The sequence below is a fragment of the Arthrobacter sp. FW306-05-C genome (assembly GCF_021801725.1).
GTDB lineage: Bacteria > Actinomycetota > Actinomycetes > Actinomycetales > Micrococcaceae > Arthrobacter.
On record NZ_CP084556.1, the window covers coordinates 4,334,830 to 4,356,450 of the forward strand.

Below are 21,621 nucleotides of genomic sequence, written 5' to 3' on the forward strand. Positions count from 1 at the left end.
GGCTTCGACGAGGCCCGGCGCCTTCTTCCTTGCACCCGGCAGGGCAACACCGCTGCCGCCGCACGTCCGGAAGGGTTCAGGTGGGAAACTGGGAAACATGAAGTTGCTCCTGATCCGCCATGGCGAAACCCCCGGCAATGTGCTGGGCCAACTGGATACCGACCACCCCGGGCCCGGTCTGACCGAACTGGGCGAACGCCAGGCGGAAGCCATGGCGCAGGCCCTGGCCAACGAACGCATCGGGGCACTCTACGCCTCCACCCTGGTCAGGACGCAGATCACCGCCGCCCCGCTGGCCCGGCTGCACACCCTCGATGTGGAGGTCCTGGACGGGCTGCACGAAATTGAGGCCGGCTCACTGGAGAAGCTGACCGACCACGAAGCCCACAAACGCTATATGGGGACGGTGATCTCCTGGGCCGCCGGTGACCTGGACCGCCGCATGCCTGCCGGCCCGGACGGCCATGCCTTCTTCGAGCGGTTCGACGCTGCCATCGCGCAGGTGGTGGAACGGGCGGAGCGGCAGCAGCACGGCACGGTCGCCGTGGTCAGCCACGGAGCTGCCATCCGCACCTGGGCGGGACGTCGGGCCGAGGGCGCAGACCACGAGTTCGCAGCACGGCATGTCCTGGCCAACACCGGGATCGTTGCCCTGGAGGGTGACTTGGCTGCCGGCTGGACCCTGATCCATTGGGACGGAAGTCCGGTGGGCGGTCTTGCCTTGGCAGACCCAACGGCCGGGGATCCCACCGGCCGGGACGTAGCGGCTCCCTAGGCCTGCTGCCGGTGGCGCCGGAGAGGGAACGGGCGCGTCGCCGGGCACGTCCCCGCAACTGCCTCGCCGCGCCGGCCCCACTGACTCTTTGGGCTGTGCAGCGTGCGCTGGAAACCTTGGCTGGAAGGCGATGCCGACGGAATCAACCGGGACGCCATCGCCGCGGCGACTGCCGCCGTCGGGCGTTCACTGGGATCCATCGCCGTCAGGGAACGCAGCAGGACAGCCCAGTCACCCAAGGAATCCGGCATCTCGGGCGAGCGCAAGGTGCGGGCCACGAGGGATTCGATGGCGGTACCGGGAAACGCCTTGGTGCCGGTGAGCAGTTCCAGCAGGACCAGCCCCATGGCATACACGTCCCAGGACGGCTCCGCTGCCCCGCCGGCTGCTTGCTCCGGGCTCATGTAATGCACGGTTCCGGAGGAAATCCCGGGCTCGGGAGCCGCCCCGGCCGCCGCTGCGATCCCAAAGTCAACGATCCGGACGGGACTTCTCCGCAGGCCGCTCAGCATCAGGTTTGCCGGTTTGATGTCACGGTGCACAAGGCCGCTGGTGTGAAGGTGGGCGAGCGCTTCGAAAAGGCCGCGCGCCCAACGTGCTACGTCACCTGATTGCGGGCTCTGCAGCCGTATGGTTTCGGCCATGTTTGTTCCCAGAGCCAGCTCCTCCACCAGGAAGGGACGCCCGGCGTAGGTACCACCCTGGGACATAACACCCTGGGCAAGAAGCCGCACAATGGACGGGTGGTTGAGCCCAGCCAGGACGGTGGCTTCGTTCTGGATGCGCTGGTGCTGCTTCCGGCCGTTGGCAGCGGCGATCTTGACTGCAACATCGGGACCGCCTTCCGGGTCTACGGCCCGGAAAACTTCGGCAGCGGACCCGCGGCCCAGGCGTTCCCGAAGCTGCCAGCGCCCGGCAACGACACCCTCGGCACGAACAGGGAGCGGCGCAGCAAGTTCTGTGTCCAGGAGCCTCATACGGGGGAAACCACTGACGCGTGTCCCCGGCGGGGACCGGCGGACCAGGCATCGAGCTGAAACCCACAGCCGCAGCGCCAAACGGGCGGAAGCTCAGTACCGACGGCGTCGGCGGGTGCGAAGGTATAGCTCGCTGCTTCCAAGCCAACTGCCGGCGTCACGAGCTGCATGGGAGTGCCGCAGTGGACCACGCGTCCGCCCTGCGGCGCAGTGGTGCCGTCCAGGGTAGATCGGGTCAGGTCCGTGTGGCTGTCCGGGAGGCCGGCGTGGTTGTCAGGGATTAGAGGGCCCAGGCGAGGCTCAGGCGGTGAAACTTCGGTGTAGGTAACCAAGACACTCACGACTCCGTTGGAAGCAACTTCAGGAACATTCGTAAGCATACATATAACTAGCTGAACTAGCTAGTCAGCCTAGTGAACTTTTAATTCCTCGTTTTCATGCACCTGAAGGGACTCGGTCATGCGCTGGAGGAAATCCACGACAACACGCGCTTCGTCCGCAGTGAGGCTCTCCGCCACGGACATCATCCGCTGATGCATGGCGCCGAGGGTTTCGCGCACCTCTTTGTCGGACTCGACCGTCGGCACGACCACCACCGAGCGGCGGTCGGAGGGATGCGGCTCGCGGCGGACATGCCCACTGGCCACCAGCCTGTCGATGAGCGAGGTGGTGGAGGCGCTAGTAATATTGAGGAACTGGCTGAGATCCTTCGGGACAACCTGCTTGCCCGACGCCTGGACCCTCAGCAGGTACCGCAGGGCAAGGATGTCCGTTTCCCCCATGCCCATGGAGTCCCTGGTGCTGCGGCGGATTTCCGTTTCGGCCGCCCGGTAGTCCCGGAGTGACTTCAACACCGCTGCACTGTAGTCCAGCTGGCCGTCGGGCCCATACCAGTAGCCGGATCCTTCGTTGCCCGTAGAAACCATGCCATCATTCTAGACCAGCTGATAACTAGCCTGCCAAGTAAAGTGCAGTGCCGCCTCCCACACCCGTTATCCAGGCCCTAACCGGCAGGAAACACCCGCGTAACCGCGCCCGCCTAGCCTTATCAGGCATACCCCTCCGGCGAATCGAGGCAGTTATGCAGACCAACCCCCGGCTGAACATCCGTCAGGTCCCCTGGTCCAACCCCGTAGGTGCGGACCTGCGCCGTGCCCAGCAGGCCGAACTGGATGCCCGCTTTGGCCGCCCTGACCACGAACCCGGCCTGCCGCCGTCGGGCGCCGACTGCGCAGTGTTCCTCGTGGCGTATGACAAAGGTTCAGGTCAACCCGTCGGCTGCGGCGGTTTGCGGCTCCTGGATGCATCTACGGCCGAAATCAAGCGCCTTTATGTACTGCCGTACACCCGCGGTTCCGGGGTTGCCAGCTCAATCCTGGCCGCACTTGAGGCGGAGGCTTACAGGCAAGGCATCACGCGGATCAAGGCGGAGGCTGGCTCCGCCCAGCCGGACGGCCGCAACTTCTACCGGAACTCCGGCTTCGAGGCGATCCCGAACTTCGGACCCTACGTCGGGGTGGAACACTCTTCCTGCTACGCCAAAACCATCAACGCCCACAGCGCCGCCCAGACCGCCATGGCCTAACTGCCGGTGTACCGCGCGGCTCCGTCACAGGACTAAGTTCGCCCTCAGTTCACCCTCACGGACCCCACTGTTTCCCTGACTGGTTCAAAGTGAGCAGCCGGGCTGTTTATCGAATCGATAGCTATAACAGCCCGGTTTTCGTCATGCCCGGCTATAGGCTGTGCGGACATGCTCCGATTCCAGTCCAGAAATGAGTCCTGATCGTGCGTAAAATGCAGACTTTGGTTGCCGCCGCCGTCGCCGCCACCCTTCTCGCCGGATGCGGTGGTGCTTCCACCCAGCCGGCATCAACCGGTGAAGCTTCCGGAACGCAGGCAGGTGCGTCCGGTGACACCCTGGTCATCTACACCAACTCCAACGGCGAAGGCCGGGGGGACTGGCTGGCCGCCAAGGCTGCCGAGGCCGGGTTCAAGATCGAGATCGTGGGGGCCGGGGGCGCCGATGCCACCAACAAGCTCATTGCCGAAAAGAACAATCCCATCGCGGACGTCGCCTTCGGCCTAAACAACATGTACTTCTCGCAGATCAAGAACGAAGGCGCGCTGGAGAGCTACCAGCCCACATGGGCCGGTGACGTGGACAAGGGCCTGGGTGACGGTGAGACGTATTGGCCCCTGGTGAAGCAGGCCATCCTCCTTGGCTACAACTCGGACAAGATCGCCAAGGACGCCGCACCCAAGGACTGGACGGATCTCTGGACCAAGGACGAATTCAAGAGCCGTTATGAACGGGTCACCGGCATGGGCACGGCCACCGCGCAACTGGTCTTCGCCGGCATTCTCTCCCGGTACCGGGACGACTCCGGCGATCTGGGGATTTCCGACGACGGGTGGAAGCAGGTTGAGCAGTACTTCAAGAACGGCAGCCCCGCCGTCGCCAAGACCGACCTCTTTGCCCGCATAGCTTCGGGCGAGGTGGACATGGGCCAGATGCCGTCCTCGATCATCGCCGACCGTGAAAAGTCCTTCAAAGTGAACGTGGACACGGTCATCCCTTCCGTGGGTGTTCCGCTTGCCGTGGAGCAGATAGCTCTGGTGAAGGGGACCAAGAAAAAGGAACAGGCGCAGAAATTCATTGACTGGTTCGGGAGCGCTGAGGTCCAGGGCGAGTTCGCGCAGAAGTTCAACGCCATGCCGGTCAATAAGGGCGCCCAGGCAAAGGCCAACCCTGATGTTGTGAACTTCTTTGCAGGCCTCAAACAGCAGGACATCGACTGGGGCTTCGTCCAGAAAAACATGGGCGCCTGGGTGGAGAAGATCGAACTTGAGTACATGACGTAACACGATCTACCAGCCGCCGTCCCCGCGTTCCATCAGACAGGTTTGCCATGATCCGCTTGGAAAACATCGAAGTTACCTTTGGCGATTTCACCGCCATTCCGCACCTGGACCTGCATGTCCGCCCCGGCGAGTTCTTCACCCTCCTGGGGCCCTCCGGTTGCGGAAAGACGACGGCGCTGCGCACCCTGGCCGGCTTCATCCAGCCGGCCAGGGGTACCGTCCGGGTGGACGGGAAGGACGTGACCCGCCTCCCAAGCGACAAGCGGCAGGTAGGCATGGTGTTCCAGAACTATGCCCTGTTCCCCAGCATGAGCGTGTGGGAGAACATCGCCTTCGGGCTCCGGGTGCGGAAGGAAAAATCGGCGGACAGTGACCGCCTTGTCCGGGATATTGCACGGCGGGTGGAGCTCAGCGACGAGCAGCTCACGAAAAATGTATCCGAACTTTCCGGAGGCCAGCAGCAGCGGGTGGCCGTTGCGCGTGCCCTGGTGCTGCGACCAAAGATCCTGCTGCTGGACGAGCCTCTGTCCAACCTGGACGCCAAACTCCGCCACCAGTTGCGCCAGCAGCTCAAGGACCTGCAGAGCGAGTTCGGAATCACCACTGTCTACGTCACTCATGACCAGGACGAGGCGCTGGCCATGAGTGACCGCGTCGCCGTGTTCAATAAGGGCGTCGTGGAGCAGGTCGGCACCCCTCAGGAAATCTACGACCATGCCGCCACCGAGTTCGTCTGCAACTTCATCGGCGACAGCTCCACGCTGACGCCGGAATTTGTCGCAGAAGTGAACCGGCACTCGGGAGCCGCCCTTAGCACGGACGCCAGGTCGTACCTGCGCGTGGAAAAAGCCTCACTGGACCGGCCTGGGGACGGAGGGAGCGCCGTCGGACTTCCCGCCACCGTGGTCTCACGCACCTACCACGGCCTGCACAGTCGCTATGTGGTCCGCAGCCACGGCGCGGACATACGCCTCCTGGTCCGGGAAGACGGCGGCGCCCACCCCGACGCCGGTACCAGTACAACCATTTACCTCCGGCCGGAGCACATCCTCCAGTACCAACCAGACACTGGTGTTTCGCTGGAACAGGACCAGGCGGTTGCCCTGCCATGAGCGGCAGCACCACAGTCCGCGGCATGGTTCGTTCCCCCTTCGTCCTGGTGGTTGGAGTAGTCCTCACGTGGTTTATTGCCGCGTTCCTGGTATGGCCCAACGTCAACATCCTGATGGCCACGTTCTTTCCCGATGGCAGTTTTTCGGGCCGCGCGGCGGAAAAACTGTTTTCCTCCCAGCGGGCAATGAAGGCACTGGGCAACAGCTTTCTCCTGGCCGTAGCTCTGTCTATCACCGTCAACGCGGTGGGGGTCTTCATCGTCCTGGTCACGCATTACTTCCGGATCCGCGGCTCAAGGATCCTTTTCCTGGGGTATGCCTCCACCTTCATCTACGGCGGCATAGTGCTGGCGGCGGGCTACAAGTTCATCTACGGGGACAAGGGCATCGTCACCTCGCTGCTGGTCAGGCTGATCCCCGGGATGGACCCCGGCTGGTTCTCCGGGTTCTTCGCCGTCCTGGTGGTCATGACCTTTGCAACCACCACCAACCACATGCTGTTCGTGGCCAACGCGCTCAAGGGCATCGACTACCAGACCATCGAGGCGGCGCGGAATCTTGGCGCCTCGACGTGGACCATCCTGCGGCGCATCGTCCTGCCGATGCTCAAACCTACGCTGTTCGCCGTCACCATCCTGTCGTTCCTCACGGGCCTGGGCGCGTTGAGCGCTCCACAAGTGCTGGGCGGCCGTGACTTCCAGACCATCACGCCGATGATCCTGACATTCACCAACAGCCCCACCTCGCGCGACCTGGCGGCGCTGCTGGCCGTGATCCTGGGTCTGGCCACCATGCTGATGCTCGCCGTGATGTCCCGCCTCGAAAAGGGCGGCACCTACTTTTCCGTGTCGAAGGTGTCTTCCGAGCTCCAGAAGCAGGAGATCACCAATCGCGCAGCCAACCTGGCCGTGCACGGCGTGGCCTACCTCCTCTTTGCCGTCTACACGCTCCCGGTCGTGCTGATCGTGCTGTACTCGTTTGCCGACGGCGCTGCCATCCAGACGGGACAACTCTCGCTGGCCAACCTGACACTGGACAACTACGGCCGCGTCCTTACCCAGCAGTCGGGCATCCGTCCGTTCATCGTCAGCGTGGTGTACAGCGCCCTGGCGGCGGTCATCGCCGTCGGTGGACTCCTTTTCGTGGCCCGGCTGCTGCAAAAATACAAAAACTGGCTGGCGTCAACCTTCGAATATCTGCTGCACATCCCGTGGATCCTTCCCTCCGCCCTTCTGGCCCTGGGCCTGATTGTCAGTTACGACCATCCCAGTCCGCTGGTGGGAGGTACGGTCCTGACCGGAACGACGGTGATTCTGCTCATCGCCTTCGTCACGGTGAAGATCCCGTTCACCCTCCGGATGCTCAAGGCATCCTTTGCCTCCGTGAACTCCTCGCTGGAGGAGGCCGCAGCCATCATGGGCGCCAAGACCCTGTACGTTTTCAGGCGGATCCTCCTGCCGCTGGTGCTCCCGGCAGCGGCAGCCATCACAGCCTTGAACTTCAACAGCCTGCTCGACGACTACGACACCGCCATCTTCCTGGCCCACCCGCTGGTGCAGCCATTGGGCCTGGTCATCAAGGCCAATACCGACGGCGCCGAGGGCACCGAGGGAATCGCCAACACCTTCGTTTACACGGTGCTCCTCATGGTCATCACGGGCGTGACCATGTACCTGGTGTACGGCAGGGCCGGGCGGCGCAGGACCAGAAAACCCCTGCCAACGCTGCCTTCCGCATCGCAAGCCCCCGGCCCGGGAGCCCCGGGCACCCAAGCGCCGGGTGAAGATGACGCTACGCGTCCGGCCGCTGCCGTTCGCTGATCAACCGCCGGAGGTGCTGCCGACGGCGGCCCGTGCGGTCCGCCGTCGGGCGAGGTTGAGCACCCGGTCCCGCAGCGGCTGGGCACGGTCGGCGAGCGCAATCCGTCCCAGCGCTGACGAGGCCACGCTCACGGCACGGGTGCGCAGCCTCCGCTGCCGGTTGTAGGCCCGCAGCGCCTGGTCCTCGGGCAGGGTGTTGAGGAGGTCTGCCAGCGTAACCGCATCCACCAGCGATTCGCAGGCCCCGCGGCCCAGCGTAGGCATCATGGCGTGCGCGGCGTCTCCAATGAGCACCCTCCTGCCGCTGACGTAGGAGCCAAGGCGCGGAACCGTCCACAGGCGCTGGACCAGGCATTCCTCCGGCGTTGCTGCGGCAAGCGTGCGGCGGATGGCAGGGGCGTGGTTGGCGAAGCGAGCCCTTGCCTGCTCGAGGACTGACGCGGGATCTATCCCGTAGGGGCCGAGTTCGGACCGGTAACTCGCATACCAAAAGGAGCCTCCCCGGGCGGCGGCCATCCCGAACAGGTCGCCGCGGCCCCAGTATTCGCCTACCTCATCCGGGCCGACTGGAGTGGAAGGGTGCCGCGGAGGGCAAGGTACGGCGTGAGGCGTGCTTGGGTGGCCCCGCCCCAAGCCGCACGTCGGACCATGCTGTGGACACCGTCGGCGCCTACCACCAGGCTGCCGTCCGCGGGGACTGCCTGCACCGTGTCCGTGACCCTGCGGACGGTTGCGGGCACGGCTGCATCCAGCAGCCGGATCAGGTCAATCCGGGAAATGCCGAACATCCCGCCCGCATCGACGGTCACCCACGGCTCCCCCTGCGCGTTGCGGACCGAGCCGCTGCCAAGCACCGGGCTGACCGCCCGTGCCTCATCCAGGATTCCGAGGCGCGCCAGCGCCCGCTGGGCGTGTGGCCACATGCCCAGCGCGTTGCCCACGGTGGGCAGTTCCGGGCGTTTCTCATGGACGGTCACCTGGAAACGGCTGGTATCCAACGCCGCGGCGAGGGCGAGCCCGGCGATTCCGCCACCAACGATCGTGATCGTTTCCATGCACCATATTTTACTACTTTTGTAGTGGATGGGAAGGGCGTCCCACTACACTGAACGCATGCCGGACCGCCGCAACCAACTGCTTGATGCCGCCCTGGCTGTGGTGGCGGACAGGGGGATGAAGGGCCTCACCCACCGGGCAGTTGACGCCGCAGCCCGGGTGGCCGAGGGAACCACCTCGAACTACTACCGGAGCCGCGCCACACTGGTTGCGGCAGTGCTGGAGCGGCTGCTGGAACTGGACGCAGCGCTCCTGGCCGAGCAGGGGCCGGCCGGCCCGCCCCGCAGCGTTGAGGAACTGGCAAACCAGTTGGCCTCGCTCGTCCTGGCACTTGCCGGACGGCATGCGGGGCTGACCCGCGCCCGGCTGGCCCTCTCCCTGGACAAGCCCGAATCGGTGACCGCCGGCCATTTCCGGCTGGTGGGCGGGCTTGAGCAGGCCCTGGCCGCCCTGGAAGTACCTGACGCCGGGGCCAGGGCCCGGGACGTGGCGGACTACGGCGACGGCGTCCTGCTCCATCTGCTGACCGTCCGGCGGGACGATGCTCCGGACGCCGCAGCGATCGCTTCGGCGGTCCGGCGGCTGCTGGCGCCGTAAGACTAACTGGCAGCCCCGCCGTCGTAGTCCTCTTTGGCTTAGGAAGCGGCAGTGGGCCAGCCCGTGTACGCCTCGGCGAGGTAGGCCCTGCCGTGCCGGGAGGAGACCACGGAATTCAGTTCCCCGAGCTGGCGGGCGCGGGAGAAGTCGTCGGCGTCCGCGGGGGTGTGCAGCATGGTGGTCATCCAGTAGGAGAACTGCTGCGCCTTCCACACCCGGTCCAGGGCGCGGTTGCTGTAGGTCTCCAGGAGCGCATCAGAGCCGGAGTTGTAGTGGCTGTCGAGGCCTTCGAAGAGGACCTTGACGTCGTTGATGGCCAGGTTGAGGCCCTTGGCACCGGTGGGCGGGACGGTGTGCGCGGCGTCGCCGGCCAGGAACAGGTTGCCGTGCCGCATGGGGGTTTGAACGAAGCTGCGGAACGGCAGGACCATCTTTTCCAGGACGGGCCCTTCCTTGAGCTCGAAGCCGTTGCCGTTGACCCGGCTGCGGAACTCGGCCCAGATCCGGCCGTCATCCCAGTCGGCCACGTTTTCCTTGGGGTCGCACTGGAAGTACATCCGCTGCACAGTCTCGGTGCGCTGGCTGATCAGCGCGAAGCCGTTGGCCGAGTTGGCGTAGATCAGTTCATCCGAGCTGCGCGGCGCCTCGGCCAGGATGCCAAACCAGGCGAAGGGGTATTCATGGAAGTACCGCTTGCGCTTGGCTTCCGGGATCTGGGTGCGGCAGTGGCTGCGGGAGCCGTCCGCGCCGACCAGGAAGTCGGCCTGGATTTCGAACTCGGCGCCGTCCGCGTCGGTGAACCAGACCTTCGGCTTGCCCTCGAGGTCGTGCACCGAGGTGTCGCTGACGCTGTAGCGGACGTCGCCGCCGTCGTCCTTCCGGCGCGCGGCGAGGTCCAGGAACACATCCGTTTGCGGGTACAGCCACACGGACTCCCCCACCAGGTCCTTGAAGTCGATGCGGTGGCTCTCGCCATTGAAGCGCAGCTCAATCCCGTCGTGCCGGTCCCCGTCGCGCAGCACACGGTCCGAGACACCGCTGTCCACCAGCAGGTTGACGGTGCCGTGCTCCAGGATGCCGGCCCTGACCGTGTGGGCGATTTGCTCGTGGCTGCGGATCTCGACCACGGTGGAGTCGATGCCTGCCTTATACAGCAGGTGGGAGAGCATGAGTCCGGCGGGACCGCCGCCCATGATGGCCACCTGGGTGGTGATGATTTTTCGTGCCATGTTCTGTCCTCGCTTCATTGCGGGCCCCGCCTGGGCGGCACCGGGTCGGTTCTTCTGCCAACCAGTGTGGGCGCCGGGTGGTGAGCCCCGTTACACCTATTCCGTTGAATGGATCAGGAGTCTGCCATGTGCCGGGCGATGCCACGTGCGGCGGTCTGCAGCGCGGGCACCAGCGCCTGCAGGCGCATCTCACGGAGGGGAACCACGACGCCGAGCGACGCCACAGCGCGCTGCCTGCGGTTCAGGACCGGGACGGCTATGCCCCAGGTATCCGGATCCACCACGCCCTTGAGCTGGGCGAAGCCCTGGCGGGAAGTTTCGGCCAACAGTGCCCGGACGGTATCCGCGGCGACTTTTCCTTCCGGGTCGGTAAAGCGCCCGAGATACTCCTCCTGCACCATCTTGTCCTGGTGGGCCATCAGCGCCAGCCCCGCGGACGAGATGTGCACCGGCATCCTTCCTGCCACCTGGGCGCGGTTGGCCACCGAGCCCCGCCTGGACAGCCGCTCCACGAACAGCGCCTCCCAGCCGTCCAGCACGGCCAGGTTCACATTTTGGTGCAGGACCTGCTGGATGTCCTCCATGAACGGCATGGCCGCCTGGCGCAGGGCGAGGGTGGGGGAAGTACGGTTCACCAGTTCCCACAACCGGACCCCGGGCCGGACCATGCCGCCCGGCGCCGCCTCAAGCAGCCCGTGGGCGGCAAGCTGGCCCACCAGGCGGTGCGTGGTGGTGAGCGGCAGGCCGGCGCGCTGGGCGAGGTCGCTCAGCTGCAGGGCACTGACGTCCTGCGGGAACGCGGAAATCAGCCGCACGATCCGGTCCACTACCGAGTCGCCCGATTTCGAGTTGGCCAGCGCAAGCACCTTCTTCCGTTCAATGGGAAAAGTTGTCCCAGATTACACCTCCTAGTGATACAAACCTCACTGGGGATGTGGGCGATGCTGCCCGATCCTCCCCGGCGAAGCCTGCCGCTCAACTCCTGGAAGATACACCGAGGTATTTCTATGTCACTTGCGCCCACTCAGCACCGATCAAAGTGGCCAGTCTGGCTCTGCTGGCTGGCGATGGTCCTTGACGGCTTTGACCTGGTGGTTTTGGGTACCGTCATCCCCACGCTGATCAAGACCCATGAGCTTGGCTTCGATGCGGTGGGAGCCACGTGGGCCGCCACCATCTCGCTGGTCGGCGTTGGCGCCGGTGCCCTGTTCATTGCCCCGCTGTCTGACCGCTTTGGCCGGCGCCGCCTCCTGGTGGCCTGCGTCCTGTGGTTTTCGATCTTCACCATCGCCGTGGTGTTCGCGCCCAACGTTGCGGTGTTCTGCGCCTTCCGCCTCCTTGCCGGGCTGGGGCTGGGCGCCTGCCTCCCGGCCGCCCTGGCCTACATGAACGACTACGCTCCGGCAGGGACCGCCGGAAAGTCGACCACCCGGACCATGACCGGCTACCACGTAGGCGCTGTGGCCACGGCCTTCCTTGCCCTGATGCTGATTCCGGACTGGCGGATGATGTTCATCGTGGGCGGCCTGGCGGGCATTGCCCTGGCACCCTTCCTGTGGTTCAAGCTCCCGGAGACCCTTCCCTCAGCGGCTGCCTCAGGGGCGGAAGGAAAAGAACCGGCCGCAGCCCGCACAGGCTTCCGCGACCTTGCCCGGAAGCCCTACCCCCTGGTGGCGCTGGCCATCGCGGCGGCTTCCTTCATGGGCCTGCTCCTGGTCTACGGCCTGAACACCTGGCTCCCGCAGCTGATGGCCGGCGCCGGGTACACCGTCAGCACCGGCCTGGTCCTCCTGCTGGTCCTGAATGTGGGCGCCGTGGTGGGCCTGGTCATCGCGGGAATCCTGGCCGACAAGCACGGCACCAAGAAGGTGGTGCTGCTGTGGTTCGGGCTCTCCGCGCTCTTCCTGGCGGTCCTGAGCGTCAAGATCCAAAGTGAACTGCTGCTCAACCTGGCAGTCTTTGTCACCGGCGTGTTCGTGTTCAGCGCGCAGGTGCTGGTTTATGCATGGGTCAGCCAGCTGTTCCCGGCAGTCCTCCGAGCCACCGCGTTGGGTTTCGCCGCCGGCGTGGGCCGGCTGGGTGCCATCATGGGCCCCGCCGTCACCGGAACGCTGGTAGCTGCCAACATTGCCTACCCCTGGGGCTTTTACGTCTTTGCGGCCGCTGCCGCCATCGCCGTGCTGGCGCTGATAGCAGTGCCGCACACCATCCGGGCAGTCCGGGAAGAAGCAGCCGCGGAACGCCCATGACCGGCCTCCGGCCGGCCCGCCCCAGGTGCCGCTCGGGGGCGGGCCGGGCGGAAAAGGCGGTCAGGCCGCCGTCGCAACCCGTCCCTGCCTGCGCCGCACACGGCGCCATACGGCAGGTGCCAGCACCACCGCTATGCCGACGGCGGCACCAATGACGGTCTCGACGATGCGGTCGCGCAGGAGGTAAGCAGGCGAGGCGGGTACCACCAGGAGCGTGGAGATCAGCGCCAGGGGTGTGACGAACACCTGGGCCAGCAGGTACTGGCGGATGATGAACATTTCGGCACCAAACTGGCACAGCGCCATGACCAGCACTGTCTGCCAGGGCTGAAGGCCCAGCAACAGGATCGCCGCCAGGACCAACAGGCCCAGGACAGTGCCGATGATTCTTTGGATGCCGCGGCGCACGCAGTGCTGGGTGGTGTGGCCCACCAGGGGGACAACGGCGGCCACCATGGCCCAGTAGTTATGCCCGAATCCCAGGCGGGACCCGGCCCAGGTGGCCAGCGTGCCGGCGAGGCCTGCGGCCACCAGGTAGCCGGACCCTTCAAGCCACGCCGCGCGCTTCTCCGCGGGCGTGCGACGGATCCGCGGAGGCCTGGTCCACGGGGTGCGGTGGCTGGGAAGGATCCGGGACGAGAAGCCGACAAGCAGGGCGAACAGCGTGGTGAGGACGGCAACCAGCATGCCCTGCCACAGGGGCGGCTGGTTCGGAATGGACGCAATGGCGGCGAACGCGAAGATGTGGAAGAGCGATCCCGCCGGGCGCAGCCGCAGCCAGGAGATGGCGACGGAACAGGCGCCTGCCACCAGCGTGGTGGCCAGGACCAGGAGCCAGGTGTGGGTGGCGGTGTCCAGGCCCCATGCGGGACCGATGCGGGCCGCGAGCGCCGCCAGGAACATCACCAGCAGCATCAGCAGCCCGGCCCGCAGCTGCAGCACAAAGCGGACGGCATGCGGTTCGCCGCGGCCGTAGATTCCGGTGAAGGCGCCGAAGGACGCGAAGATTGCCAGGTCCAGCCGGCCCAGCAGCACCAGCGTAGTGAGGGGAACGAAGACGCCCACCGCGCATCGAAGCGCCGGGTGGTGGTCCTTGTTGCCGGGGCCGATGGTGAACATCTCGGCAAACATCTTCACGGGCAGCGCCTTCCTTGGGGTGGATCCTGACGGGCGGCCGCGCTGACGTTCCTCATAAATCCTACGGCCCGGCCCCCTCCCGGTGCCCGCTGCGTTCCCCTGAATGGAATCGGAAGGCAATGCGGGGGAAACAACGCGAGGCAATGCTGGAGCCATGAAGCACACCCCGCCCCACTCGTCCACCCAAGAACTGCGCTGCGAGGTCTGCGGCCAGATGCCGGAGCCGCCCAAAGCCAGGCTGACCGTGGCGAACGTGGCCGTGATGCTGCCCATCGAGCTGCTGGTCCACGCCCTGGTGGTGGAAGCCCATCTACCTTATGTAGCCAAGGTGCTGGTGCTGGCCCTCACGGCCACGGTCCTGGTGATCTGGGTGGCCGAGCCGTCAGCTGCCAGGATCCTGCTCCGCTGGCTGCATGCGCCGGCCCTGCGGCACCGCCGGCAACTGGTGGCAGCCCCGTCGCTCTGGCGGGCGCGGACACTGCTGCGGGACCAGCCCGGCGCACTGCAGCGGATCACGCGGGCGCTGGCACGGCTGGACAGCAACATCCTCAGCATCCACGTCCACCCGGTCCCGGGCGGCGTCCTGGACGAGTTTGTCCTCTCGGTCCCGGGCCACGTGGGCGAACGTGAGCTTTTGGATGCACTGCACGACGGCGGCGGCGGCAGTCCGCACGTCTGGCCCACCACCGCGCTGGCCATGGCGGACGGACAGACCAAGGCGTTAAGCCTCGCGGCGCGCATCGCTGCCGCCCCCGACGAACTGCCCCTGGCGGTGGCCGAGCTGCTGCACGCAAGGATCCTGCCGCCGTCGGACGCCGGCAGCAAAGGGCCCGACGACGGGACGCACCTTAAGATCCCCACGGCATGGCACGGTCCCGTCACCTTTTCCCGGCCAGGCGAACCGTTCACGCCGGCGGAGTCTGCGCGGGCCCACCGGCTGGCCGAACTGGCCGAGATTACGTCTTATCGGCCGGCCGCGTCCCCAACAGAACGTTGAGCCCCCACCCCACCACCGTGATCAGGATGATGGCCCCTGCCATGGACGCCAGCTGGACCGGAGCGGACAGGATGCCGAGGCTGACGATCAGGGTGGTTGCCCCGGCGGGCGGGTGGGGCAGGCCCAGCCAGGTCAGCACCAGGGTGGTGAGCCCCACCGAGAGCACGCCACTGAGGACGTGCAGCGGGGTCAGTCCGCCCACCGTAGCGGACGGCTGGTCCTGCAGGCCCAGGGCATACAGGCAGAGTGCCCCGGCCAACAGCCCCACCCCATGCCCCACCAGGGTGTTGACCGGCCTGGAAGCCTTCTGTTCGGGAGACTCGAAGAACAGCATCACCGTGGGGCCGAGGCTGGGAAACAGCCAGGGCAGATGGAACAGGAGGCCCGCCGCGCCGCTGACGGCGAGGACGACAATACCCAGGACACCCGCGTACAGCCCGGCGCCCAGCTTGTTCCAGTTCTTCTTGGCCCGTTCCAGCATGGGTGTGTTCATTCCTTGCCCCTACCCGCCCGCCGCCGGTCACAATCGGTTGGGAAGGCGGTCACGCGGCATGCGCGCGCAAAACCCTTGACAGTGGCGCGTGTCACTCCTACCTTTGTTTTTGGGATCCCAAATTGGGATCCCAAAAATGAAAAGCTTCCGCTCGGCGCTCCGGATCGTCCGGCGGACCCTCTCCACCGGCAACGGCCCAACGGGCACGTACCGCACCGTTCGCATCCCCCATCCGTAAACTTCCCCGTGAAGGAGAAGCTGTGTCCATCCCAAACACTGAAACAACGGCCACATCCCTTGAGGCCGCTCCCGGCACCGCCGACAAACCCGAAAAGGACGGCACGCAACGACGCACTGCCGTCCGCTGGAAGCTCTTCCTGCTGCTCCTGGTCCTGGTCTCCGTCAATTACATCGACCGCGGTTCCATCTCCGTCGCCCTGCCCATCATCCAAAAGGAATTCAACCTGCCTCCCGAACTGGTGGGCCTGCTCCTTTCCGCCTTCTTCTGGACCTACGCCCTCATGCAGGTGCCGGTGGGCTGGCTGATCGACAAGTTCGGTCCCCGCAAGGTCATGACGGCTTCCTGCATCGGCTGGGGTGCTGCCACAGCGGCCTCCGGCATGGCGGGCGGCTTCCTCAGCATGTTCATCGCCCGGCTCGGCATCGGCGTAACAGAGGCAGGTGTGATGCCCGCCGGCGGCAAGCTCAATGCCATCTGGATGCACAAGTCCGAACGCGGCCGCGGCGCCACCATCCTGGACGCCGGCGCTCCCCTGGGAGCCGGCCTGGGCGGCATCATCATTGCCGGCCTCATCGCCTCCACGGGCAGCTGGCGCTGGGCCTTCGTCATCGCCGGCGCCGCCACCGTCCTCATGGGCCTGGCCGTCTGGTGGTACGTCCGGGACAACCCCCGCCAGCACCGCGGCGTCAATGAGGCCGAGGCCTCCTACATCGAAGCGTCGCACGCCGCCGAGGACGCCGAAGCAGCCATGGACGGCAGCAAGGGCAAGCGCGGCCTGCTTCCCTACCTCAAATTCCGCTCCTTCTGGGCCATGTGCCTGGGCTGGCTCGGCTTCAACGGCGTGTTCTACGGCTTGCTGACCTGGGGCCCGCTGTACCTGGCCCAGGCCAAGGGCTTCGACCTGAAGACCATCGGCTGGTCCACGCTGGTGATCTTCGGTGCCGGCTTCGTCGGCGAGATCATCGGCGGCACCGTCGCCGACAAGTGGCGCGCATCCGGCGCCTCCGCCAACCTGGTGATGCGGACCCTCCTCGGCATCTCCAGCGCCATCGTCGTGGCGGGCCTGGTGGGCGTGACCGTGGTCCCCGACGCCACCACCGCCGTGGTCCTGCTCTCCGTGGTCCTGTTCTTCCTGCGCTGGGTGGGCCTGTTTTGGAGCATCCCCTCCATCCTGGGCGGCCGCACCAACGCCGGCGTCCTGGGCGGAGCGATGAACCTCAGTGGCAACATCTCCGGCTTCGTCACCCCCATCGTCGTCGGCCTCATCGTGGGTGCCACCAGCTCCTACACCTGGGCGCTGCTGTACTTTGTGGGTTCCGCGGTGATCATGGGCGCCTCCGTCCTCACTCTGAACTACAACAAGCGGCTTCCTGTCTAAGCTGACCCTCGCAGGGAAACTTGCAATTGACGCCCCCGCGAGCCGGGAGCAGTGCCGTACGAGAATCCGAAATGGAGCACCATGCTGACCGCAGAAGAGACCCAGGACAAGGACCGCCCCCTCCGCGAAACCGTCCGGGACACCCTCCGCACCCGGATTTTCGAAGGACACTACGCTCCCGGCACGCGGCTGGTGGAACGCGACCTGGCCGCCGAGTTCTCCGTATCCCGGCTGCCGGTCCGCGAGGCCCTGCGCATGCTCCGCCAGGAAGGCCTGATCAGCGACCGCGGGGCCCGCGGGGCCGAAGTGAGCAGCCTCAGCCCCAAGGACGTCGAGGACCTTTTCGACGTCCGCCAGTCCCTGGAGGTGCTGGCCTGTCGGCTCGCCGCCAAGCGGGCCACCAGGGAGCACCTCGACTACCTCAAGGGCCTGCTGGACAACGCAGAGGCCTTCCTGGCCAAGGGGTCGGTGATGGAGGCACACCGTTCCAACAGCGAATTCCACGACGCCATCACGCGCATCGCGGACAACAACTTCCTCAAGTCCGCCCTGGAACCCCTCCAGGGGCGGATGCACTGGCTGTTCCGGCACGTCAGCGACCTGCCCGAACTCATCCGCGAACACCGCGAACTCTACGCCGCCATCGCCAGCGGCGACCCGGACAGGGCAGCCGCCCAGTCCGCTTCCCACATTGGCAAGTACCGGGACCAGTTCCCTGAGGACTTCCAAAAAACCGAACCAGAATTCCACCGGAAGAGAAAATGAAACTCCTGGTCATCAACCCCAACATCAGTGCCGATGTCACCGCACTGATCGAATCCGAAGCGCTGCGGTCCGCCTCCCCCGGCACCGACCTGCTGGTCCGGACTGCCGGCCACGGCGTGGAGTACATCGAAACCCGCTTCGAATCCCTCGTCGCCGCCGGCGCCGTGGCGGAAATCATCGCCGAACACACCCGCCCCGGAGCAGACCCGGTGGACGCCGTGGTGGTCGCAGCGTTCGGCGATCCCGGCATGCCGGCCCTCAAGGAACTGGCTGACGTTCCCGTCATCGGCATCACCGAGGCCGCCCTGTGCGCGGCAGCCCTGCAGGGCCACCGCTTCTCCATCATCGCCATCTCGGACCGGATCAAACCCTGGTACCGGGAATGCGTGGAGCAGTTCGGCCTGGCCGGCCGGCTGGCCTCCATCCGTTCCATCAACGACTCCCTGACCAGCATCGCCTCCGTCCAGCAGGACTTCCGGGAAACCCTGCTGGCACTGAGCCGGCAGGCCGTGGCGGAGGATGGTGCCGACGTCGTCATCCTTGCCGGCGCCCCGCTGGCAGGCCTGGCCCGCGAACTCAAGGGACAGATTCCCGTGCCCGTGGTTGACGGCATTTCCGCCGGCATCCGCATGGCGGAGGCCGTGGCTGCCCTGCAGTCCGGAAGCCACCGCGCCGGCGCCTTCGCCCCACCCCCGGCCAAGGACCGCAAAGGCCTGTCCGGCAACCTGGACGCGGCCCTCGCCGCCCGCCAAGAGCACGCCGGCACCCCGCAGCCCGCCGCCTAACCCCGACTTCACCAACCCAGGAGGACACCGATGTCCCACCAGCCAGACCTCGTCATTGCCAACGCCACCGTGGTGAACAGCTACGGCCGCCAGGACGCCCACATCGTGGTGCACCAAGGAAAGATTGCCGAACTCGTCGACGCCGCCCAGCCGGTGCCCGCGGCGGACCGCACCGTCGACGCCACGGGCAAACTCGTGATCCCCGGCGGCGTGGACGGACACTGCCACGTGGCCCAGGTGACCGGACGCTTCCGCACCCTGGACGACTACCGCACCACCTCCACAGCCGCCCTGTGGGGCGGAACCACCACCATCATCGACTTCGGAATTCCGCGGGACGCCCAGGAAACCCCCCTGGCCGCCGTCCTGCACAAAAAGGAACTCGCCACCCAGTCCCGCTGCGACGTGGCCCTGCACGGCGCCGTGATCAGCTGGGACGAAACGGTGCCATGGCAGCTGGAGCAGCTGGCCGCCGAGGGCGTCCGCTCAGTGAAGATGTACACCACCAACCGGGGCACCACCATGGCCGACGGCGACACCATCGTCAAGGTCATGCGGGAAATGGTGCGGCTGGACGGCCTGGCCTACATCCACGCCGAACACGACCCCATCATTGCCGACTGCACCGAACAGCACGCCCAGGACGGCCGGATCGGCATCGAACACCTGCACCGGACCCGGCCCGAGCTGGCCGAGGAGATCTCCGTGAAGGAGACCCTGGCCATGGCCGAATACACGGGAGCGCCGGTGTACTTCGTGCACCAGTCCACGCCCGGAGCGGTGGACCTGGTCTCGCAGGCACGGGACCACGGGCTTGAGGCCTACTCCGAAACCTGCCCGCACTACGTCACCCTGGACGACTCCGTCTATGCCTCCACCTTCCCGGAGTGGTTCGCCTGCTGCCCGCCCATGCGCAGCGCGGAAACGGTGGCTGCCCTCAAGGAGCGGCTGGTGTCCGGTGCCATCCACACCATGTCCTCGGACCATTCCTGCTACGACCTGTCCCAGAAGCGCGAGCGGACCGATGACGTGCGCGCCATGCCGCACGGACTGCCCGGGGTGGAGACGCGGATGCCGGTCACCTTCACCGCGATGACCTCCGCGGGGGCCACCGTTGAACAATTCGTCAACGCCTTCGCCGCCGAACCTGCACGGATCAACGCCGTTCCCGGCAAGGGCCGCATCGCCGAAGGGTTCGACGCCGACCTGGTGGTCTTCGATCCCGCAGAGGAACGCACGGTGGACGGCGCAGCCCTGCACATGGGCACCGATTTCTCACCCTTCGACGGGAAGGCACTGACCGGCTGGCCCGCCGTCGTGGTTTCCAACGGACGCGTGGTGCTGGACGCGGACGGCTTCCACGATCCCGGCGCCACAGGCCGCTTCATCCACCGCAACGGCTTCCGCCAGCACCAGTCAGCCGCCGCCGACGCCGCCCAACTTCCCGCCCCCGCGCTCTAGGAGCCACCATGCCTGCAACCACCCGCCCGCACAGGATCGGCATGATCGTGCCGTCCTCCAACACCTGCCTGGAACCCCAGACGTACCGCATCCTGGGCAGCCGCACCGACGTCACGGTGCACTTCACCCGGATCCCGGTGACCCGCATCGCCCTGGACGATTCCTCGGACCGGCAGTTCGACCCCGCCGTCATGCGCCAGGCGTCGCAGCTGCTGGCGACGGCGGACGTGGACGTGATTGCCTGGAACGGCACGTCAGGTTCCTGGCTCGGTTCGGGCCACGACCAGGAGCTGGCCGGTGAAATCACCGCCGCCACCGGGGTCCCGGCGACCACCTCCACGCTGGCTTACCTCGAGGCGTTCCGGGCCTTCGGGACGGAACGGATCGGCCTGTTCACGCCGTACACGGAAGACGTGAACCACCAGGTCATCGCATCCTACGAGCGTGAAGGCATCAAGACCGTGGACCACCGGGCGCTGGGCCTGAGCGACAACGAGTCCTTTGCCCGGGTGACCGACGACGAGATGCGGCCCGGCTCCCGGGAACTCGCCGCCGCGGCCCCGGATGCCCTGGTCTACCTGTGCACCAACCTTTACGGAGCCAACATCACTGCAGAGATCGAGGAAACCACCGGGGTCCCGGTGCTGGACTCCGTGGCGGTCACGCTGTGGCACGCCCTGAAACTGGCCGGCGCACCGCTGCTGGAGCGGCGCTGGGGGCGGCTGCTGGGCTGACCGCCCCTACATCGGCAGGAAGGTTACATCCGCAGGGTCAGGGCACCGGGCTCCATGGTCATGAGCACGTGCTTGCCCTGGCCCTCGTGGTCGCCGTCCAGCTGGTAGTCGTCCTTGTGCTCCAGCGTGATCTCCACGCTCTTGCCCTGGAAGTACTCCACGGCGGTGTCCTTGTTCTTGCCCTTGCCGATGATGCCGGCGAGCACGGAGAGCCAGCCCAGCTTGCCGTGGTGCGGCGCCAGGACGGCGATGTCCAGCAGGCCGTCGTCGATCTTGGCGTCGGGGAAGATCTCCAGCCCGCCCTGGACCTTGCCGCAGTTGCCCACCATCACGCTGCGCACGCCGCGGTGGACAACCCGTTTGCCGTCGATCGCAACGGTTGCCTTGACCGGTTTCCCGGGAAGGTTGCGGATCCCGGCGTCCACGTAGGCCAGCCAGCCCACCTTGTGCTTCAGTTCCTGGTTGGTGTCCGCCATGATGGTGGCGTCGTAGCCCAGGCCGGCCATGACCAGGAACAGCTGCTCCTCGTCGGGGTCGTTCCGGCGGGCGCGGACCACGTCGATTTTCCGCTCGGTGCCCACCAGGGCTCCGGACAGGGCACCGTCGTAGTCGGTCACGTCGATGCCCAGGTTGCGGGCCAGCAGGTTCCCGGTGCCCAGCGGCAGCAGGCCCATGGGGACGTCGCCGCCGGCAAGGACCTCGGCCACGCAGCGGACTGTTCCGTCGCCGCCTGCCGCGATGATGAGGTCCGCGCCCTGGGCCAGGGCTTCCTTCGCCTGACCGACGCCGGGGTCCTCCTCCGTTGTCTCGAACCAGAGGGTTTCGCCCCAGCCGTTCTCCTCGCAGTGCTTGGCCATCAGCTCGCGCACGTCAATGTCCACCGTCTTGGCCGGGTTAATGACGACGGCGGCTCGTTTGGGCGAAGGGGTGGAGCTGGTCTCAGTCATGAC

The 21,621-nt window shown here is 66.3% G+C and carries 20 protein-coding genes and 1 pseudogene; 13 read left to right on the forward strand and 8 right to left on the reverse strand.

The window, feature by feature from the left end:
- Nucleotides 1-97 precede the first annotated feature (97 nt).
- A complete protein-coding gene (locus tag LFT44_RS20090; protein WP_236800270.1) occupies nt 98-775 on the forward strand; it encodes a histidine phosphatase family protein in 678 nt (225 codons plus the stop codon).
- Here LFT44_RS20090 and LFT44_RS20095 read toward each other — a convergent pair.
- Both LFT44_RS20095 and LFT44_RS20100 read right to left on the reverse strand, forming a co-directional pair.
- Nucleotides 772-1,752 carry a serine/threonine-protein kinase gene (locus LFT44_RS20095; protein ID WP_236800271.1) on the reverse strand — a complete coding sequence of 327 codons (981 nt, stop codon included), beginning with the start codon at nt 1,750-1,752 and terminating at the stop codon, nt 772-774. The genes LFT44_RS20090 and LFT44_RS20095 overlap by 4 nt on opposite strands.
- Before the next feature lie 410 nt (nt 1,753-2,162).
- Nucleotides 2,163-2,678, reverse strand: coding sequence for a MarR family winged helix-turn-helix transcriptional regulator (locus LFT44_RS20100; protein ID WP_236800272.1), 516 nt, complete (start codon nt 2,676-2,678; stop codon nt 2,163-2,165).
- Nucleotides 2,679-2,833: 155 nt separating this feature from the next.
- Between LFT44_RS20100 and LFT44_RS20105 the strand changes: the two genes are divergently transcribed.
- From LFT44_RS20105 to LFT44_RS20120, 4 genes are all read left to right on the forward strand, one after another.
- Nucleotides 2,834-3,337: a GNAT family N-acetyltransferase gene (locus LFT44_RS20105; protein WP_236800273.1), complete on the forward strand. Its 504-nt coding sequence runs from the start codon at nt 2,834-2,836 to the stop codon at nt 3,335-3,337.
- Between the two features lie 203 nt (nt 3,338-3,540).
- Complete coding sequence (locus LFT44_RS20110) at nt 3,541-4,617, forward strand: extracellular solute-binding protein (RefSeq protein ID WP_236800274.1); 1,077 nt, start codon at nt 3,541-3,543, stop codon at nt 4,615-4,617.
- Nucleotides 4,618-4,664: 47 nt separating this feature from the next.
- On the forward strand, nt 4,665-5,729 hold the full coding sequence (locus LFT44_RS20115) for an ABC transporter ATP-binding protein (RefSeq protein WP_236800275.1): 1,065 nt from the start codon (nt 4,665-4,667) through the stop codon (nt 5,727-5,729).
- Nucleotides 5,726-7,549, forward strand: a complete 1,824-nt coding sequence (locus LFT44_RS20120; protein WP_236800276.1) for an ABC transporter permease — start codon at nt 5,726-5,728, stop codon at nt 7,547-7,549. Before LFT44_RS20115 ends, LFT44_RS20120 begins: the two co-directional genes overlap by 4 nt.
- Here the strand turns inward: LFT44_RS20120 and LFT44_RS22160 are convergent.
- Nucleotides 7,550-8,604: pseudogene (locus LFT44_RS22160) on the reverse strand (FAD-dependent monooxygenase). It lies immediately after the preceding gene.
- 58 nt (nt 8,605-8,662) lie between these two features.
- On the opposite strand from LFT44_RS22160, the gene LFT44_RS20130 reads away from it, so the two are divergent.
- On the forward strand, nt 8,663-9,202 hold the full coding sequence (locus LFT44_RS20130) for a TetR/AcrR family transcriptional regulator (protein WP_236800277.1): 540 nt from the start codon (nt 8,663-8,665) through the stop codon (nt 9,200-9,202).
- A gap of 38 nt (nt 9,203-9,240) precedes the next feature.
- Here LFT44_RS20130 and LFT44_RS20135 read toward each other — a convergent pair whose 3' ends face one another.
- Both LFT44_RS20135 and LFT44_RS20140 read right to left on the reverse strand, forming a co-directional pair.
- Complete coding sequence (locus tag LFT44_RS20135; RefSeq protein WP_236800278.1) at nt 9,241-10,431, reverse strand: 4-hydroxybenzoate 3-monooxygenase; 1,191 nt, start codon at nt 10,429-10,431, stop codon at nt 9,241-9,243.
- 113 nt (nt 10,432-10,544) lie between these two features.
- Nucleotides 10,545-11,288: an IclR family transcriptional regulator gene (locus LFT44_RS20140; RefSeq protein ID WP_236802965.1), complete on the reverse strand. Its 744-nt coding sequence runs from the start codon at nt 11,286-11,288 to the stop codon at nt 10,545-10,547.
- 210 nt (nt 11,289-11,498) lie between these two features.
- Here LFT44_RS20140 and LFT44_RS20145 point away from each other — a divergent pair, with 210 nt between their 5' ends.
- Nucleotides 11,499-12,680: an MFS transporter gene (locus tag LFT44_RS20145; RefSeq protein ID WP_236800279.1), complete on the forward strand. Its 1,182-nt coding sequence runs from the start codon at nt 11,499-11,501 to the stop codon at nt 12,678-12,680.
- Between the two features lie 60 nt (nt 12,681-12,740).
- On the opposite strand, the gene LFT44_RS20150 is transcribed toward LFT44_RS20145, so the two are convergent.
- Entirely contained in the window at nt 12,741-13,817 is a 1,077-nt protein-coding gene (locus LFT44_RS20150; protein WP_236800280.1) for an FUSC family protein, read from the reverse strand.
- A 154-nt stretch (nt 13,818-13,971) separates the two neighbouring features.
- On the opposite strand from LFT44_RS20150, the gene LFT44_RS20155 reads away from it, so the two are divergent.
- Nucleotides 13,972-14,814: an ACT domain-containing protein gene (locus LFT44_RS20155; protein ID WP_236800281.1), complete on the forward strand. Its 843-nt coding sequence runs from the start codon at nt 13,972-13,974 to the stop codon at nt 14,812-14,814.
- Here the strand turns inward: LFT44_RS20155 and LFT44_RS20160 are convergent.
- A complete protein-coding gene (locus LFT44_RS20160) occupies nt 14,774-15,307 on the reverse strand; it encodes an HPP family protein (protein ID WP_236800282.1) in 534 nt (177 codons plus the stop codon). The two genes, LFT44_RS20155 and LFT44_RS20160, sit on opposite strands and share 41 nt — an antisense overlap.
- 260 nt (nt 15,308-15,567) lie before the next feature.
- Here LFT44_RS20160 and LFT44_RS20165 point away from each other — a divergent pair, with 260 nt between their 5' ends.
- The 5 genes from LFT44_RS20165 to LFT44_RS20185 all read left to right on the forward strand — a co-directional run bounded on the left by LFT44_RS20165 (nt 15,568) and on the right by LFT44_RS20185 (nt 20,671).
- Nucleotides 15,568-16,926: an MFS transporter gene (locus LFT44_RS20165; RefSeq protein WP_236800283.1), complete on the forward strand. Its 1,359-nt coding sequence runs from the start codon at nt 15,568-15,570 to the stop codon at nt 16,924-16,926.
- A gap of 81 nt (nt 16,927-17,007) precedes the next feature.
- Nucleotides 17,008-17,691 (forward strand): GntR family transcriptional regulator, encoded by a 684-nt coding sequence (locus LFT44_RS20170; protein ID WP_236800284.1) that lies wholly within the window; start codon nt 17,008-17,010, stop codon nt 17,689-17,691.
- On the forward strand, nt 17,688-18,476 hold the full coding sequence (locus tag LFT44_RS20175) for an aspartate/glutamate racemase family protein (protein WP_236800285.1): 789 nt from the start codon (nt 17,688-17,690) through the stop codon (nt 18,474-18,476). Before LFT44_RS20170 ends, LFT44_RS20175 begins: the two co-directional genes overlap by 4 nt.
- Nucleotides 18,477-18,506: 30 nt before the next feature.
- Entirely contained in the window at nt 18,507-19,937 is a 1,431-nt protein-coding gene (locus tag LFT44_RS20180) for an amidohydrolase family protein (protein WP_236800286.1), read from the forward strand.
- A gap of 8 nt (nt 19,938-19,945) precedes the next feature.
- Complete coding sequence (locus LFT44_RS20185) at nt 19,946-20,671, forward strand: maleate cis-trans isomerase family protein (RefSeq protein WP_236800287.1); 726 nt, start codon at nt 19,946-19,948, stop codon at nt 20,669-20,671.
- A gap of 23 nt (nt 20,672-20,694) precedes the next feature.
- Here LFT44_RS20185 and LFT44_RS20190 read toward each other — a convergent pair whose 3' ends face one another.
- A complete protein-coding gene (locus LFT44_RS20190; protein ID WP_236800288.1) occupies nt 20,695-21,618 on the reverse strand; it encodes a diacylglycerol/lipid kinase family protein in 924 nt (307 codons plus the stop codon).
- Nucleotides 21,619-21,621 lie beyond the last annotated feature (3 nt).